The 16,399-nt window shown below is 65.1% G+C and carries 17 protein-coding genes; 10 read left to right on the top strand and 7 right to left on the bottom strand.

All coding sequences use genetic code 11. The features are described 5' to 3' along the window. Positions 1–13: 13 nt before the first annotated feature. The gene (locus FSZ31_RS01825) at positions 14–676 is read left to right on the top strand and encodes an SDR family oxidoreductase (RefSeq protein ID WP_147121352.1); all 663 of its coding nucleotides are present in this window, start codon (positions 14–16) and stop codon (positions 674–676) included. 247 nt (positions 677–923) lie between these two features. Further along, positions 924–3,473 carry a DNA topoisomerase (ATP-hydrolyzing) subunit B gene (gene gyrB, locus FSZ31_RS01820; protein WP_147121351.1) on the top strand — a complete coding sequence of 850 codons (2,550 nt, stop codon included), beginning with the start codon at positions 924–926 and terminating at the stop codon, positions 3,471–3,473. 15 nt (positions 3,474–3,488) lie between these two features. On the opposite strand, the gene FSZ31_RS01815 is transcribed toward gyrB, so the two are convergent. Next, positions 3,489–4,181, bottom strand: a complete 693-nt coding sequence (locus tag FSZ31_RS01815; protein WP_456236445.1) for a VV20781 family protein — start codon at positions 4,179–4,181, stop codon at positions 3,489–3,491. Between the two features lie 220 nt (positions 4,182–4,401). Here FSZ31_RS01815 and FSZ31_RS01810 point away from each other — a divergent pair, with 220 nt between their 5' ends. From FSZ31_RS01810 to FSZ31_RS01800, 3 genes are all read left to right on the top strand, one after another. Continuing rightward, the gene (locus FSZ31_RS01810; RefSeq protein ID WP_147121349.1) at positions 4,402–5,316 is read left to right on the top strand and encodes a hypothetical protein; all 915 of its coding nucleotides are present in this window, start codon (positions 4,402–4,404) and stop codon (positions 5,314–5,316) included. A 55-nt stretch (positions 5,317–5,371) separates the two neighbouring features. Continuing rightward, positions 5,372–5,950 (top strand): fasciclin domain-containing protein, encoded by a 579-nt coding sequence (locus tag FSZ31_RS01805; protein WP_161595921.1) that lies wholly within the window; start codon positions 5,372–5,374, stop codon positions 5,948–5,950. Positions 5,951–6,066: 116 nt separating this feature from the next. Further along, entirely contained in the window at positions 6,067–7,341 is a 1,275-nt protein-coding gene (locus tag FSZ31_RS01800; RefSeq protein ID WP_147121347.1) for a multidrug effflux MFS transporter, read from the top strand. A 59-nt stretch (positions 7,342–7,400) separates the two neighbouring features. On the opposite strand, the gene FSZ31_RS01795 is transcribed toward FSZ31_RS01800, so the two are convergent. From FSZ31_RS01795 to FSZ31_RS01785, 3 genes are all read right to left on the bottom strand, one after another. Beyond that, the gene (locus FSZ31_RS01795; protein ID WP_147121346.1) at positions 7,401–8,975 is read right to left on the bottom strand and encodes an amino acid permease; all 1,575 of its coding nucleotides are present in this window, start codon (positions 8,973–8,975) and stop codon (positions 7,401–7,403) included. A 119-nt stretch (positions 8,976–9,094) separates the two neighbouring features. Continuing rightward, complete coding sequence (locus FSZ31_RS01790) at positions 9,095–10,522, bottom strand: sodium-dependent transporter (RefSeq protein ID WP_147121345.1); 1,428 nt, start codon at positions 10,520–10,522, stop codon at positions 9,095–9,097. A gap of 60 nt (positions 10,523–10,582) precedes the next feature. Further along, entirely contained in the window at positions 10,583–10,963 is a 381-nt protein-coding gene (locus tag FSZ31_RS01785; RefSeq protein WP_147121344.1) for a histidine triad nucleotide-binding protein, read from the bottom strand. A gap of 122 nt (positions 10,964–11,085) precedes the next feature. Between FSZ31_RS01785 and FSZ31_RS01780 the strand changes: the two genes are divergently transcribed. From FSZ31_RS01780 to FSZ31_RS01770, 3 genes are all read left to right on the top strand, one after another. After that, the gene (locus FSZ31_RS01780) at positions 11,086–11,574 is read left to right on the top strand and encodes an SspB family protein (RefSeq protein ID WP_147121343.1); all 489 of its coding nucleotides are present in this window, start codon (positions 11,086–11,088) and stop codon (positions 11,572–11,574) included. Further along, entirely contained in the window at positions 11,574–12,968 is a 1,395-nt protein-coding gene (gene fumC / locus FSZ31_RS01775; protein ID WP_147121342.1) for a class II fumarate hydratase, read from the top strand. The genes FSZ31_RS01780 and fumC overlap by 1 nt, the downstream gene beginning before the upstream one ends. Before the next feature lie 68 nt (positions 12,969–13,036). Next, complete coding sequence (locus FSZ31_RS01770) at positions 13,037–13,462, top strand: hypothetical protein (RefSeq protein ID WP_147121341.1); 426 nt, start codon at positions 13,037–13,039, stop codon at positions 13,460–13,462. Here FSZ31_RS01770 and FSZ31_RS01765 read toward each other — a convergent pair. After that, positions 13,459–14,052: a DUF2585 domain-containing protein gene (locus FSZ31_RS01765; protein WP_147121340.1), complete on the bottom strand. Its 594-nt coding sequence runs from the start codon at positions 14,050–14,052 to the stop codon at positions 13,459–13,461. The genes FSZ31_RS01770 and FSZ31_RS01765 overlap by 4 nt on opposite strands. Before the next feature lie 53 nt (positions 14,053–14,105). Between FSZ31_RS01765 and gmk the strand changes: the two genes are divergently transcribed. Continuing rightward, positions 14,106–14,777, top strand: a complete 672-nt coding sequence (gene gmk / locus FSZ31_RS01760; protein WP_147121339.1) for a guanylate kinase — start codon at positions 14,106–14,108, stop codon at positions 14,775–14,777. 68 nt (positions 14,778–14,845) lie between these two features. Here gmk and FSZ31_RS01755 read toward each other — a convergent pair whose 3' ends face one another. Beyond that, a complete protein-coding gene (locus tag FSZ31_RS01755) occupies positions 14,846–15,418 on the bottom strand; it encodes an NADPH-dependent FMN reductase (protein ID WP_147121338.1) in 573 nt (190 codons plus the stop codon). Between the two features lie 93 nt (positions 15,419–15,511). Here FSZ31_RS01755 and FSZ31_RS01750 point away from each other — a divergent pair, with 93 nt between their 5' ends. Then, on the top strand, positions 15,512–15,898 hold the full coding sequence (locus tag FSZ31_RS01750; RefSeq protein ID WP_201739104.1) for a winged helix-turn-helix transcriptional regulator: 387 nt from the start codon (positions 15,512–15,514) through the stop codon (positions 15,896–15,898). Here the strand turns inward: FSZ31_RS01750 and FSZ31_RS01745 are convergent. Continuing rightward, positions 15,895–16,332, bottom strand: coding sequence for an acyl-CoA thioesterase (locus FSZ31_RS01745; protein WP_147121336.1), 438 nt, complete (start codon positions 16,330–16,332; stop codon positions 15,895–15,897). The two genes, FSZ31_RS01750 and FSZ31_RS01745, sit on opposite strands and share 4 nt — an antisense overlap. Positions 16,333–16,399 lie beyond the last annotated feature (67 nt).

Here is a 16,399-nt window from a genome sequence, read left to right as displayed (position 1 = left end):
TAAAGGAATAGCCATGCCCAATATCCTGATCACCGGCGCCAATCGCGGCATCGGGCTCGAATTCGCCAGGCACTACACGCACGAGGGCTGGGACGTCATCGCCACGGCGCGCGAGCCCGGTGAGGCGGGCGACCTCGCCGCGACCGGCGCGCGCGTGCTGGCGCTCGACCTTGCCGATCCGGCGAGCGTCGATGCGTTCGTCGCCGAGCTGGGCGACACGCCGATCGACGTGCTGCTGTCGAATGCGGGCGTGATGGGGCCGATGGTACCCGATCGCGACGGCTGGATGGACACCTTCGCGGTCAACACCGTCGCGCCGACGCTGCTCGCGCTCAGGCTCAAGCCCAACCTCAAGGCGGGACGCCTCAAAAAGGCGATCGCGACGACGAGCCGGATGGGCAGCATCGCCGACAACGATAGCGGCGGCTTCTATGCCTATCGCTCATCCAAGGCGGCGCTCAACGCGGCGTGGAAGAGCCTGGCAATCGAGTTCAAGGCTGACGACATCGCCGTCGCCGTCGTCCACCCCGGCTGGGTCCAGACCGACATGGGCGGCCCCAATGCGATGATCGACACCAAGACGAGCATCGCCGGCCTGGCCAAGATCGTCAACGAGCTCGATCTGGCGACGACGGGACGCTTCTGGGATTATTCGGGCGATGAGATTGCTTGGTGAGCTAACAAATTCCTCCCCGAACCGGGGAGGTGGCGGTCCGCAGGACTGACGGAGGGGCAGGTCGCGGATTTAAGCTTCGCCTCGGTCGGGGTTCCAAGGCCTTTTGACCGACGCCGCGCGGCACATCGTCCGCTACTCGGAACGTACCGCGCCCCTCCACCAGCCTGCGGCTGGTCCCCCTCCCCGTGGCGGGGAGGAATGATCCTTTTCCCTTGGGTTTTGCCCCCCTTTGGCCTATAGAATCGGCATGACAGACCCGATTGAAAACACGCCCGAAAGCGGCGCTGAAAACGCCCCCGCAACGCCCGCCGTCAAGGAATCGAACCAGAACCTCTATGAGGCGGATTCGATCAAGGTTCTCAAGGGCCTGGACGCTGTCCGGAAACGCCCGGGCATGTATATCGGCGATACCGATGACGGCTCTGGCCTGCACCACATGGTGTTCGAAGTTTCGGACAATGCGATCGACGAGGCGCTGGCGGGGCATTGCGACCGCGTGCTGATCACGCTGAACGCGGACGGGTCGGTTTCGGTCGAGGATAACGGCCGCGGCATCCCCGTTGACATGCACAAGGGCGAAGGCGTCTCGGCGGCCGAGGTCATCATGACCCAGCTCCACGCCGGCGGGAAGTTCGACAACACCAACGACGAGAACGCCTACAAGGTCTCGGGCGGTCTCCACGGCGTCGGCGTGTCTGTCGTGAACGCATTGAGCGAATGGCTCGAGCTGACGATCTGGCGCGACGGCAAGGAATACTGGATGCGCTTTGCCCATGGCGATGCGGTCGGCCCGCTGGTCGAGCGCGGCGATGCGCCGCCGTCGAGCGACGGCCGCCCGCGCAAGGGGACCAAGGTCACGTTCCTGCCGAGCCCCGACACCTTCAAGATCACCGAGTACGATTTCGACCGGCTCGAGCATCGCTATCGCGAGCTCGCCTTCCTGAACTCGGGCGTGCGCGTCATCCTGCGCGACGAACGCCACGAGGAGGCCAAGGAGCACGATCTCTATTACGAGGGCGGGATTGCCGCGTTCGTCCAGTATCTCGATCGCAACAAGATTGCGCTGATGCCAGATCCGGTCGCGATCACGGGCACGCGCGACGACATCACGATCGACGTCGCGCTCGAATGGAACGACAGCTATTACGAGAATGTCCTCGCCTTCACCAACAACATCCCTCAGCGCGACGGCGGCACGCATATCGCCGCGTTCCGCTCTGCACTGACGCGCACGCTCAACAACTATGCCGAGAAATCGGGCATGATGAAGCGCGAGAAGGTTACGCTCAACGGCGAGGACATGCGCGAAGGCCTGACCGCGATCGTTTCGGTGAAATTGCCCGATCCCAAGTTCAGTTCGCAGACCAAGGACAAGCTGGTCAGTTCCGAAGTGCGCCAGCCGCTCGAAAGCCTGATGGCCGACAAGATGGCCGAATGGCTCGAGGAAAACCCCGCGCACGCCAAATCGATCATCCAGAAGGTGATCGATGCCGCCGCCGCGCGCGAGGCCGCCAAGAAGGCGCGCGAACTGACGCGGCGCAAGGGCGCGATGGATATCGCCAGCCTGCCCGGCAAGCTCGCCGACTGTCAGGAGCGCGACCCTGCCAAATCCGAACTGTTCCTCGTCGAGGGCGATTCGGCCGGCGGCTCGGCCAAACAGGGCCGCGATCGCCATTACCAGGCGATCTTGCCGCTGAAGGGCAAGATCCTCAACGTCGAGCGCGCACGCTTCGACCGGATCATCTCGTCGAAGGAGGTCGGCACGCTGATCCAGGCGATGGGCACCGGCATCCGCGACGATTTCAACATCGAGAAGCTGCGCTATCACAAGGTCGTGATCATGACCGACGCCGATGTCGACGGCGCGCATATCCGCACGCTGCTGCTGACCTTCTTCTATCGCCAGATGCCGCAGATCGTCGAAGGCGGCTATCTCTACATCGCCCAGCCGCCGCTCTACAAAGTCGCCAAGGGCCGCTCGGAGGTGTACCTCAAGGACGACAATGCGCTCGACCAGTATCTCGTCGATGCCGGGATCGGTGGGCTGCAGCTCGAAACCAGCGGCGGCGCCCGCGCCGGCGAGGATCTGCGCGCGCTGATCGCGCATGCGCGGCGGATGCGCAGCCTGATGGCCTATGTGCCGCGGCGCTATGATTACGGCCTGATTGAGGCGCTCGCGATCCGCGGCGCGCTGAAGCCCGACGCGACACGCGCCGAACAGGAGGCCGCGGTCACCGAGACCGCCCGCTGGCTCGACGGCCAGGATGCCGAGGCACGCTGGACCGGCAGCGTCGGCGAGGACGGCGGCTATCTCCTCCAGCGCGCGTGGCGCGGCGTGACCGATCACCATGCGATCGACGCAAAGTTCGTCGGATCGGCCGAAGCGCGCAAGCTGCACAAGCTCGCCGCCGAAGATGCCGAGAGCTATCTGACGGTCAGCCAGCTGGTCAAGATCGGCAGCGGCGACGAGGCCGAGGCCGAAGGCGACGAAACGCCCGCGACCGCGAGCGCCACCACCGGCACGCAGATCACGCGGCCGAGCGAGCTGATGGAGGCGATCCTCGCCTTCGGCCGCAAGGGCCTGTCGGTCCAGCGCTACAAGGGTCTCGGCGAGATGAATGCCGAGCAATTGTGGGAAACCACGCTCGACCCCGAAAACCGCTCGCTGCTGCGCGTCGCGGTCGAACAGGCCGACATCGCCGGCGACATCTTCGAACGACTGATGGGCGACGAGGTCGAACCGCGCCGCGAGTTCATCCAGGAAAACGCGCTCAACGTCGCCAATCTCGACGTCTGATCGCGGTTCCAGCGACTAGTCGGTGTTGTTCGCGGGATCCCATAGCAAGGCGAGCGCCAGCGCGCCGACATAGACCGCGCGCCGCACCGCCGGATCGTCGGTCGGGAAGATGCGGACTTCGGGCGTGCCGTTGATTTCGACCGAGCCGACCGCCATCCCGTCACGCTCGAACAGATAGCCGATCGGCGCGGCTACCGGCAGTGGCGAGCGCTCTATGCGATGGATCGATCGGATTTGCAGGATAACGCGGTCGAGCGCAATTTCGCCGCGGCGGTCGCGCTTGAGTGTCGCGCTCGGCCCCTCCTGCAATTCGAAACGCGCCGGAATTGGACGCCCGTCCGACAGGAACGAGCAGCGATAGGCAAACCGTTCGGGCGTCGAGGTGAAAATGCCGATCTCGAGCACGCGTTCGGCAAAATCGCACCGCGCCGAGAGCGGTGCCGAAAGATGGGGGCCCGCAAGCGTGAAATCGGTCGTACCGCGATGGTCCTTGATCGTGTCGAAATAACTCAGCCTGTCAGCCGACCGGACGAAGCGGCCGGCAAACGCATCGTGGCCATCGGTGAACGAAAACTGCCCACTGCGTCCGCCGCCGATCTGTTCGATGCGGATCGGCGCAGCCTCTGCAAGCGAAGCGGGCTGGACCATCTGGGCCGCGGCACAGCCGCCAAGGACAAGAGCAAATAAGGCAGGCACATAGGGCTTCATCGCGATCGACTCCTGCAAATAGTCGCCGCGACCCAACGACGGCGGCGATCTGTGCGCGCTGCGCCAGTCGGGCTGAACCGATGATTTACGAACGATACGTTATCGAAACGAAGTCCGCCTATTAATCTGGAGCAGGAACCCATTGGTTGGCGCGGCGTTTAAGCCGCAACCAAAGGAATTGATTATGCGACATGTTTTGATGCTTTCAGGTGCGATCGCTATGGCCATTGCAGCCCCCGCGCTGGCGCAGGGCAAGGGCCATGGCGGTGACAAGGATCACGGCGAAAAAGGTCACGGCGCGAGCATGCGCGCCCAGGCCCACGGTCCCGCCGGCAAAGGAGCGCGCAAGTCGGTCGAGAAGGCCGTCAAGGTCGACGCCAAGGCCTATCGCAAGGACGCCAAGGATTACCGCAAGGCGGTTGAAAAGCGCGCCAAGGACTATCGCAAGCGCGAGGACGTCCGCTCGTCACGCGATGACGATGCGGGCCGCTATGCCGCGCGGCGGATGGACGCGCCGCACCGTGACGACGCCCGCCGCTTCATGGCCAGCCACATGATCATCGAGGGCTGCCCTCCGGGCCTAGCCAAGAAGCACAATGGCTGCATGGCGCCGGGCCAGGCGAAGAAGATGTACCAGCGCCAGGATCGCTATGCGCCGTTGTTCGCATCGATCCCGACCCGCTATCGCGACTATCGCGACGGCTATAGCTATAATGACGGCTATCTCTATCGCACTCAGGGCAACTCGATCGTCTCGTGGTTGCCGGTTCTCGGCGGGGCGCTCGGCGTCGGGCAGGTCTTCCCGAGCAATTACGCGGCGCAGTCGATGCCGACCTATTACAACGCCTATTACGGCCAGAACGAGAACTACGACTATCGCTACGCCGACCGTGCGATTTTCGCAGTCGATCCCAAGACGCAGGCGATCCAGTCGATCGCGGCTCTGCTGACGGGTGACGACTGGACCGTTGGCCAGCAGGCGCCGTCGGGTTATGGCGTCTACAATGTCCCGCTCGCCTATCGCGATCGCTATTACGATACGCCCGATGCCAGCTATCGCTATGCCGATGGCCAGGTCTATCGAATCGATCCGACGACGCAGCTCATCAAGGCCGCGATTTCGCTGCTGATCTGACGCTGCGCAGTCGCCGCATCGGCCGCCGAACATTAGCATAACAGGGATAATGACCATGACGAAGACACGTCGCGCCTTGGCGCTTCCGATCCTGGGACTGGCCGCCGTCGCGCTGTCGCTCGGCGGCTGCAAGAAGGTCCCGAACGAGCCGGGCAGCACGACCGCTGCCGCGGGCAGCGAGGCGAGTGCCGATACGCTGACCACGGTGCTGGCTGATGACAGCAGCCTGTCGGGTACCAAGGCGTTGTTCGCGTCGGCCGATCTTGCAGCGACGCTCGACGGGCGTGGGCCATACACCGTGTTCGCGCCGTCGAACGCCGCGCTCGATGGCGTCCCCGACGACGTCCTGGCAACGCTCAAGTCGGCCGAGGCCAAGCCACAGCTGACCAGCCTGCTGACCGGCCATATCGTTCCCGGCACGGTGACCACCGCCGACATCGCCAAGGCGATCGAGGCGGGCGGCGGCAGTGCCGAACTCAAGACGATGGCGGGCGACGTGCTGACCTTTGCCAAACAGGGCGACGCGATCACGGTCACCGCGCCCGGCGGCGCGAGCGCGACGATCGGCAGCGCATCGCACCAGGCATCGAACGGCGTCGTGCATGTCATCGACGGTGTTCTGATCCGTAGCTAATCCCGGTCGCGCCGGTCGTTCGGCGCGGCTTAGCCGTTTCTTCCGAGCGATCGCGCGCCGACTGGCGTGCGGTCGCTCGTTGGCGTAACCAGCGCCAAATTCGACAGGCCCTTCGCATGACCAAATCCTCGCACTCATCATCGACCGCCGCCACCAGGGCGCCTGATTTCCCGATGGGATTTCGCGAATTCCTCGCGCTGATGGCGTCGTTGATGGCGTTGAACGCGCTCGCCATCGACGCGATGCTGCCCGCCTTTCCCGCGATCGGCAACGCGCTCGGCGTCGCCGCGGCAAACGATCGCCAGTACATCCTGTCGGCCTATCTGTTCGGTTCGGCGATCGGCGCATTGTTCTACGGATCGCTCGCCGATCGCTTCGGTCGCAAGCCGGTGCTGCTGTCGGCGATTTGCGCTTATGCAATTTTCGCCGCGCTGGGCGGATTTTCGACGAGCTTTACCGCGCTGCTCGGCTTTCGCTTTGCGCAGGGCCTCGCCGCCGCAGCGATGGGCGTGGTTGCGCTCGCGGTGATCCGCGATCGTTTTTCGGGCGACCGCATGGCGCGGCTCGTCAGCCTCGTCTTCATCGTCTTCATGGCAGTGCCGATCATCGCCCCGACGGTCGGGCAGATGATCCTCTATGTCGCCAGCTGGCGGTATATTTTCATCCTGTTCGTCGTCCTGTCGGGCGTCGTCGGCCTGTGGGCCTGGCTGCGATTGCCCGAGACGCTCGACCCCGCCAACGTCATTCCGATCCGCGTCGATGACGTCGCGGCGACGTGGCGCGAGGTCGTGACCAACCGCGGCGCATTGGGCTATGTCCTCGCCAGCGGCGTCGTCATGGGCGGACTGTTCGGCTATCTCAATTCGGCGCAGCAGATCTTTGCCGACATCTTCGACGCCGCCGATATCTTTCCCTACGCCTTTGCTGCGGTCGCCGCGTCGATCGCGATTTCGAACTGGTTCAATTCGCGCATCGTCGAACGCTTCGGCGCGCGCCGCGTCAGCCACACCGCGCTGATCGCCTTCATCCTGTTGTCGGGCGCGCAGATCGCCGCCGCCTCGTTGGCGCACGAGACGCTGCCGATCTTCCTCGTCCTGATTGCCGCCAACATGTCGATGATCGGCTTTACCGGATCCAATTTCGGCTCGATCGCGATGCAGCCGTTCGGTCGCATGGCGGGTGCGGCGTCGAGCTTCCAGCAGTTCGCCCGCACGCTGCTCGCGGCGGGCATCGGCGCGGTCATTGGCCAGCTGTTCGACGGCAGCGTGGTGCCGATGGCAACCGGGTTCCTGATCACCGGCCTGGTCGCGCTGGTCCTCGTCGCCTGGTCCGAGCGCTGGGAGCTGTTCAAGCGCCGGATGCCGCCGGGCACCCCGGCGATGCCCGAATAGCGAGGACACAAAAAAGGGGACCCGCGCGGGTCCCCTTTTCCGTCTATGAAGGCGTTCGATCAGGCGTCGTGCGTGCCCGGGATCGGCGGTTCCAGATCGGCATAATCGTCCTCGTGCACCTCGACGATACCGCGGCCGAGAAGGCTGTTGCGGCGGCTGTAGAGGAAATAGACGAACAGCCCGAGGACGCCCCAGATCGGCAGGAACAGCATCGCGTTGGTCGGCAGGTTGACGAACAGGAAGATGCAGCCTGCGATCGTCAGCGGTCCGATCAGCCAGAGCGCTGGGACGCGGAAAGAGCGTTTGCGCGCGGGATCGGTCCGGCGCAGCATCATCACCGCCACCGCGACCATCAGGAAGGCATAGAGCGTCCCCGCGTTCGAGATGTCGGCAAGCTGCCCGACGGGGAAGAACGCCGCCCCTATAGCCACCAGCGAACCGGTAATCGCGGTCACCACGTGCGGCGTCTTGAAGCGCGGGTGGACCCGGCTGAGCAGCGGCGGCAGCAGGCCGTCGCGGCTCATGACGAAGAAGATGCGCGTCTGGCCGAACAGCAGGACAAGGATCACCGACGGCAGCGCCAGGAAGGCGGCGACGCCGAGCATGTTGCCGACGCCCGAGAAGCCGATCTCCCTGAGGACGTGGGCCAGTGCCTCGTCCGAGCAGACCAGCGCCTGGGAATATTGCGGCAGCGCGCACTGGCGGGCGAGTTCGACCGAGCCAGCCTCGACCGGCAGGCCGCCCGACATGATCGGCTGTCCGCCGATCGTGCCGATCGCGCCGGCGGCAACGAGGATGTAGAACACGGTGCAGAACAAAAGCGAACCGATCAGGCCGATCGGGACGTTGCGCTGCGGATCCTTGGTCTCTTCGGCCGCAGTCGAGACCGCGTCGAAGCCGACATAGGCGAAGAACATCGTCGCCGCCGCGCCGACCGCGCCGGTGCCGGTGCCCCAGACGCCGAACAGTCCGGCGGGGAGGAAGGGATTGAAGCGATCGGCGCTGAATTCGGGGCTGGTCAGCGTCAGCGCGATGAACGCGGTAAGCGCGGTGACCTTGATCGCGACGAGCACCGCGTTGACCTTGGCGCTCTCGCTGGTGCCGAGGATGAGCAGGCCGGTGACGAGCAGCGCGATCAGCGCGGCGGGCAGGTTGATCACCCCGCCCTCTTCGCCGCCGAGAATGAGCGGCCCGTGCGCCAGCGCCTGCGGCAGGTGTACGCCGAGGAACTCGTTGAGAATGGTGCCGGCAAAATAACCCGACCAGCCGACCGAAACCGCAGCGGCAGCGATCGCGTACTCCATGATCAACGCCCAGCCGACGGTCCAGGCGAGGAATTCGCCGACGGTCGCGTAGCTGTAGGTATAGGCGCTGCCCGCGACGGGGATCATCGCGGCGATCTCGGCATAGCAAAGCGCGGCGACGATGCAGACCGCGCCGGCAATCGCGAAGGCGAGCATCAGGCCAGGGCCGGCCTTCTGCGCGCCGACCGAGGTCAGCACGAAAATGCCCGTGCCGATGATACAGCCGATGCCGAACAGCATCAGCTGGATCGGTCCGAGCGTGCGCTTGAGCGATTTCTTTTCGGCGACGGCCAGGATGGCGTCGAGCGGTTTGACGCGGTCGAATATCATGTCTGGAAATCCCACAATAGGCGGACGGCTGGATCGCGTCCCATGCTGAAAACGAGTGGCAAGGCTTATGCGGTTTTACGCGCCGCGCAAGGGGGTTTTCTTCGCGCCTTGCCGAAAGCTCAGGCGAGCAGGGCGGGAAACAGCCCGAACACGAGAATCAGCCCGACTGCAATCGGGCACAGCCACGCGACGAGGAAGCGCCACAGCGTGAACATCCCGCCCGAAAGACCGGTTTCGGCCATGACGAGCTGGCGATCGGCGCGCCAGCCGACAAAGATCGATGTCAGCAACGCGGTCACCGGCAACAGGACCTGGCCGGTAAAGCCGTCGATCGTGTCCATCAGGTTGTTGTCGGCAAAGTTCGGGATGAAGGGCAGCAGGCGGAACTCGCTCCAGACATTGAGCGACAGCGCACAGCCGATGCCGATAACGAACATCAGCCCGCCGACACCCCATGCCGCGGTCGCGCGCGCCATGCCGAACTTGTTGATGCACCACGACACGACGCCTTCGAGCAGCGAGATCGAACTGGTCAACGCGGCAAAGAAGATCAGGATGAAGAACAGGAAGCCGACCAGCGCACCGCCCGGCATCGTATGAAAAGCGATCGGCAGCGACTGGAACACCAGCGTCGGCCCCGCAGCGGCATCGAGCCCGGCGGCGAACACGATCGGGAAGATCATCAGGCCGGCGATGATCGCGACGCCGGTATCGGCGGCGGCGATCATCACCGCGGTCGGCGCAAGCTTGGTCTCGCGTGAGACATAGGCGCCGTAGGTGATCAGCGCCGCCGAGGCGAGGCTCATCGAAAACAGCGCCTGGCCGAGCGCCTGGTTCATCGCCGACGCGGTCAGCTTGCTGAAGTCGGGGTTGAACATGAAGGCGACCGCCTCGGCGAAATTGCCGGTAAAGGCGCCGTAGATCGTGATCAGGATGAGCAGCACGAAAAACGCGGGCATGAGATAGGTCGCCGCCTTTTCGATGCCCGACTGCACACCGCGCGCAACGATCCAGATCGTCGCCACCATGAACATCGCGTGGAGCACCAGCAGCAGCGGCCAGTTGGCGAACAGGTCGGTCATGCGCGACGATATCTGGTCGGGATTTTCGGCAGCGAGCGCACCGGCGAAGGGCGCGCCGGAGAAAAATGCGGCGACGAAATCCCAGCCCATCACGCCGATATAATAGATCACCCAGCCAGCGACGACGCTGTAGAAGGTCATGATCAGGAATGCGGCGAGGATGCCGGTGCCGCCGAACAGGCCCCAGCCCCGGCTGACGCCGGAATCGGACGCGACCTTTTCCACGCTGTGCATCGCATCGCTGCGACCGTGACGGCCGATCAGGATTTCGGACAGGACCAGCGGCAGGCCGATCAGGATAACGCACCCGATATAGAAGACAACAAACGCGCCGCCGCCGTTTTCTCCGGCGAGCGTCGGAAAGCGCCAGACATTGCCGAGACCGACCGCCGCGCCGATCGCCGCGAGGATGAATGCGGTGCGCGACGTCCAGCCGTCAGCGCCTGCCTGCGTTGCTGTTGCCATATCGGGATCCCCTCTGCCGCGCGTGCCGTTACGGCTTCTGCGCTGTTCCAGTGGCCATCCCTAGCGGCTTGCCAGCATCGGGCCAAGGGACTTGCCCGCGAACAGGTGGACGTGGAGGTGCGGCACCTCTTGTCCGGCGTCGATCCCGCTGTTGGCGAGCAGGCGATAGCCCGGCGCGACAAGCCCGGCGTTGCGCGCGACGGTGCCGACGGCGCGGACGAAGCCGGCGATCTCCGCCTCGCTCGCGCGCGCCGAGAAATCGTCCCAGCCGACATAGGCGCCGCGCGGGATAACGAGGATATGCGTCGGCGCCTGTTTGGCGATGTCGTGAAAGGCGAGCGCGTAATCGTCCTCGTAAACCCGGTCGCACGGAATCTCGCCGCGCAGGATCTTGGCGAAGATATTGTCGGGATCGTATGGCTGGGTCGCGTCAACGGGCATTGTATTCCTTCCTCTGGCCTCTCGCTGGTGGGCGCAAGGCTAGGCCGCCACGGCGCGTCGCGCAACGCACCGGTGGCGCGTCCCCCCTTGACCCGTAGGACGCCCGCGTTCACCTAGCGGGCATGAGCGACGAGCAACCAGACAGCCTGATTCCCTATGACGAGATCGTCCAGGAAGCCCTGCGTGCCGTGGTCGGCCGCGTCCTCGGCCAGGTCGTCGCACACGGCCTGCCGGGCGAGCACCATTTCTACATCACCTTCAAGACGCATGCGCCGGGTGTCGACATTCCCGCCGCGCTGACCGCGCGCTTCCCCGACGAGATGACGATCGTCCTGCAGAACAAATACTGGGACCTCGTCGTCGAGGATGACGGCTTTTCGGTCGGCCTCAGCTTCAACCACGTCCCCTCGCACCTGCACATCCCCTATGCTGCGATCACCGCCTTCGTCGATCCCGCGGTCGATTTCGGGCTGCAGTTCCAGGTCGGCGACGGCGGCGCCGGGCCCGAACCGCACGAAGACGCCGAGAACGATCACCCGGCGGCGAGCGACCGCATCATCGAGAGCGACGACGGATCGAACGTCGTCACGGTAGATTTCGGGAAGAAATAATGAGCGATACACGGACTGAAAGCGATTCGATCGGCAAGATCGAAGTGCCTGCGAGCGCCTATTGGGGCGCGCAGACGCAGCGCAGCATAGAAAATTTCCCGTTCGGCGCGCGCGAGACGATGCCGATCGACATCGTCCATGGCCTCGCCCACGTCAAACGCGCCGCGGCGCTGACCTACAAGGCATCGGGCGCGCTCGACGCGAAGATCGCCGATGGCATCGTCGCCGCCGCCGACGCGATCCTGGCGGGCAAGCACGACGACCAGTTCCCGCTGGTCATCTGGCAGACCGGCTCGGGCACCCAGTCGAACATGAACGTCAACGAGGTGATCGCCGGCCTCGCCAACGAGGCGCTCAGCGGCACGCGCGGCGGCAAGGATCCCGTCCACCCCAATGATCACGTCAACAAGGGCCAGTCGTCGAACGACAGCTTCCCGACCGCGCTCCACGTCGCGACCGCGGTGGCGACAAAAGAGCGCCTGCTGCCCGCACTGATCGAGCTGACCGACGCACTCGCCGCCAAGGCAAAAGCGTGGGACGACATTGTCAAAATCGGCCGGACGCACCTGCAGGACGCGACGCCGCTGACACTGGGCCAGGAATTTTCGGGCTATGTCGCGCAGCTGATCGCGTGCCGCGCGCGGATCGAAGGCGCGGTGAGCGGCAACATCCACAAGCTCGCACAGGGCGGCACCGCGGTCGGCACCGGGCTCAACGCGCCCAAGGGCTTTGCCGAAGATATCGCGCGCGAAATTTCGGCCGCGACGGGAATCGCCTTCGAACCCGCGCGCAACATGTTCGAGGCGCTGGCATCGAACGACGGACTGGTGTTCTTTTCGGGCGCGCTCGAAACGCTCGCTGTCGCGCTCAACAAGATCGCCAACGACATCCGCCTGCTCGGATCGGGACCGCGTTCGGGGCTCGGCGAACTCAGCCTGCCGGCCAACGAGCCGGGCAGCTCGATCATGCCGGGCAAGGTCAACCCGACGCAGTGCGAAATGCTGACGATGGTCGCCGCGCAGGTCATCGGCAACGCCGCAGCGGTGACGATCGGCGGGATGCAGGGCCATCTGGAACTCAACGTGTTCAAACCGATGATCGGCGCCAACGTGCTGCGCTCGATCGACCTGCTTGCCGTCGGCATGGAAAGCTTCTCGCGCCGCTGCGTCGAAGGCCTCGAGGCCGATACCAAGCGGATCAAGGAACTGGTCGACCGCTCGCTGATGCTGGTCACCGCGCTGGCGCCCGAAATCGGCTATGACAATGCCGCCAAGATCGCCAAGACCGCGCACGAGACCGGCCAGACGCTGCGCGAGGCGGCGCTCGCTTCAGGCCTCGTCGACGGCGACACCTATGACCGTGTCGTCCGCCCCGAAACGATGATCGGCCGCTAGCGCCAATCGACCGCCGCAGCGGAACCGCGCGCGGCGCATCGCGTTGTTGTTTCGAAAGGATAACAACCATGATCGGCAAGCTCTTCGCCGCAGCCACTGGCGCGGCCATCAACAAGGAACAACACGGCAGTCCCGTCGCCGGGGCCGCGGTCGGCTTCGCCACGATGGCGGTCGCCCGGCGGCTCCTGCCGGCACGCTTTGCCGTGATCGGCGCGACGCTTGCCGCAGGCTATCTCAGCAAGAAGCTCGCCGAGCGGGCCGAACGGCGCGACCAGACGCAAAAGGCGATCAAGCGCGCGGGGCCCGCAGGCATCGCCGACAGCTTCGCGCTGCTCGAAGAGGGCACGCAAGGCAAGGCGACCAAACCGCGCAAGACCGCCTCAACGGCCAAGCGCAAACCCGCCGCCAAGACCGCTAAGGCCAAGCCCGCGCCGCGCAAGCGTGCGACAAAGCAGACGGCACAGGCGATCAAGGTCCCCGAGCCGACCGCCTAAGACGAACCCGGCGCGTCCGCCTGCCAATCGCGGATGGCGTCGACCGGCGCGACGAGCATGAGGACATTGAGCGTCAGATTGTCGCGGATCCGCCACAGGGTGAATGTTTCAAAAGCCAGCGCCAGCGCGACCACCCACGGCCAGCGCAGGCGGCTGGCGAGCCAGAAGCCGGCGATCATCATCGCGATGTCGCTGACCGAATTGAGCACGCTGTCGCCACTATAGCCGAACGCCATCGTCGCCTCGCGATAGCGGTCGATGACCATCGGCGTATTCTCGAGAATCTCCCAGCCCGCCTCGATCAACGTCGCGACGAGCAGGCGCTGGCCGAAGCGCCGCGTCCGCAGCAACCACCAGCCCAGCCCGTAGAAGATGAAGCCGTGGGTGACATGGCTGAAGCTGTACCAGTCGCTGAGATGCTGGCTGTTGCCCGCCGACTGGACGCTGCCGTGCCACAGTTCGATCGTCCCGCAGGTACAGATCGGGTTGCGCCCCATCGCCAGCAGGATCACCGCCGCCGCGATGATCGTCGCAACGATTCCAGCAGCATAGGCCCAGGCCGGGCCACCACTGCCGCGCCGATCGCTCATCTCCATCTCGCCTCCCCCTTGACGCTCGCCCCGGCTTTCGCCCACTAGCGCGCATGGCCGACACCGATAGCGCCCCGGCGGGCGAACCCAAATCGCAAAAATTGCCCGTCGAACGACGCGGCGTGCTTTACGTCCTGTCGTCGCCCTCGGGCGCTGGCAAATCGACGATCGCGCGCACGCTGCTCGAGCATGACGACCAGCTGTCGCTGTCGGTTTCGGTGACGACGCGGCCGATCCGGCCCGGCGAGGTCGACGGGCGCGACTATCATTTCGTCGATGTCGATCGCTTCAAGGAAATGGCCGATGCGGGCGAGTTCCTCGAATGGGCGCGCGTCTTCGGTCACCGCTACGGCACGCCCAAGCAACCGGTCGAGGACATGCTCTGCGCCGGCCAGGACGTCCTGTTCGACATCGACTGGCAGGGCGCGCAGCAGCTTCACCAGAAAGAGGGCGGCGACGTCGTGCGCGTCTTCATCCTGCCGCCGAGCATGGCCGAACTCGAACGCCGCCTGCACACCCGCGCGACCGACAGCGAAGAGGTCATCGCCGGGCGCATGGAACGCGCCGCGAGCGAGATCGCCCACTGGGACGGCTATGACTTCGTCCTGGTCAACGACGACGTCGCGACCTGCTATGACCAGGTCCACACGATCCTCAAGGCCGAACGCCTGCGCCGCAGCCGCCAGACCGGCCTGATCGGCTTCGTCTACAATCTGACGCGCTGAAGCGGCGGCGACGGCGGGAGGGAGACCGCCGCCACACGCTTCAGGCGGCCCACTTCAGATCGGGCGGCTCAGCCTTTCGCCTTGCCGTCGCGATAGGTTTTGAGCGCGCTGCCCCAGCCGATCAGCTCGTCGAACATCGTGTCGAGCGCGGGGGTATGGACATCGCGCGGCTTGAAATCGGAGAAATTCTCGAAATCGTCGAACAGCGACAGCGCGACCTGACCGCGCACGTCGGCGATCTTGATCTCGGCCGCGATGGTACGCAGATGCTCGACCGCCCGCGTTCCGCCCGCGCTGCCGAAGCTGACGAACGACGCCGCCTTGTCATTCCATTCGGCATAGATGAAATCGATCGCGTTCTTCAGCGCGCCGGTGGTCGAATGATTGTATTCGGGGGTGACGAAGACGAACGCGTCGAGCGATGCGATCTTCGCCGCCCAGCGCTTGGTGTGGTCCTTGCTGTAGCGGCCCTGCGACGGTGGGACGGGCTCGTCGAGCAATGGCAGGTCGAAATCGACGAGGTCGACCAGCTCGTAATTGGCGTCGCCGCGCTGGGCAGCGTGATCGCGCACCCACTCGGCGACCTTGATCGTGTTGCGTCCCGGCCGCGTGCTGCCGACGATGATTCCGATATTGAGCATGGATATGTCCCTTGATGGCTAACTGGTTTTTGTTGGTTTCTGTTGGTTACCAGGCCTATGTTGGAAACCGGAACATCCATGCAAGAGGGCACGATGACGAAACCGGGTAACCTGCACGAAACCGGCGGCTGCCAGCGCGTCAACACCGTCCTGTCGCGGATCGGCGACAAATGGTCGGTCCAGGTGATCATGCGCCTGTCGGCCGGATCGCTGCGCTTCAACGAACTGAAGCGCGAGATCGGCAACGTGTCGCAGAAGATGCTGAGTGCGACGTTGCGCGGGCTCGAACGCGACGGGCTGGTGACGCGCAGCGTGACGCCGTCGGTACCGCCGCGCGTCGATTATGCGCTGACCGACCTGGGGCACCAGCTGCTGGTACCCGTCGGCGCTCTGGGCGACTGGGCGTTCGCCAATATCGACGCGGTCGAAAGCGCGCGCGCGGCATTCGACGCCGCGCACTCCGATGCCGCGCGCGCCTAGCCGCGGAAGGCGTATTCGCCGATTCGCTTGCGCTGATCCTCGCCGATCGCGACCGCGCCGTCGGCATCGGTCAGGACGATCGTGCAGTCGGCGGTGGCGATGCAGGTGTCGCCCTGGAAAACGCCCGCGAGGATATCCCAGCTCGAGCGTCCGACGCGGCCAAAGCCGTGGCCGATCGTGACGGGTTCGGGATAGTGCCCCTCGGCGACATAGTTGATCTCGAGCCGCGCGATCAGCCAGCGCTGCCCCGGCTTGCGGTCGCGGCCATCGACGCCGACCTGATGGTTGAACGCGATCCGGCCTGTTTCAATAATCGCCGCCATCGCGCCGTTGTTGATGTGGCCGAGCGGATCGAGATCCTGAAAGCGCGTCTGCACCTCGATTGCGACGGGATAGTTCGCCGGGTCGAGGCGCGCGGGGGAAGGCTTGGGCATGAAATGCTTTCGTTCGGGCGGCAGCGCACGGCCCCGCCCCGACCCCTCCCCGTTACGGGGAGGGGCC

The organism is Flavisphingopyxis soli (assembly GCF_007995095.1).
Taxonomy (GTDB): Bacteria; Pseudomonadota; Alphaproteobacteria; order Sphingomonadales; family Sphingomonadaceae; genus Flavisphingopyxis; species Flavisphingopyxis soli.
The sequence above is the reverse complement of the archived record's forward strand: the minus strand, read 5'-3'. Positions and strand labels throughout refer to the sequence as shown.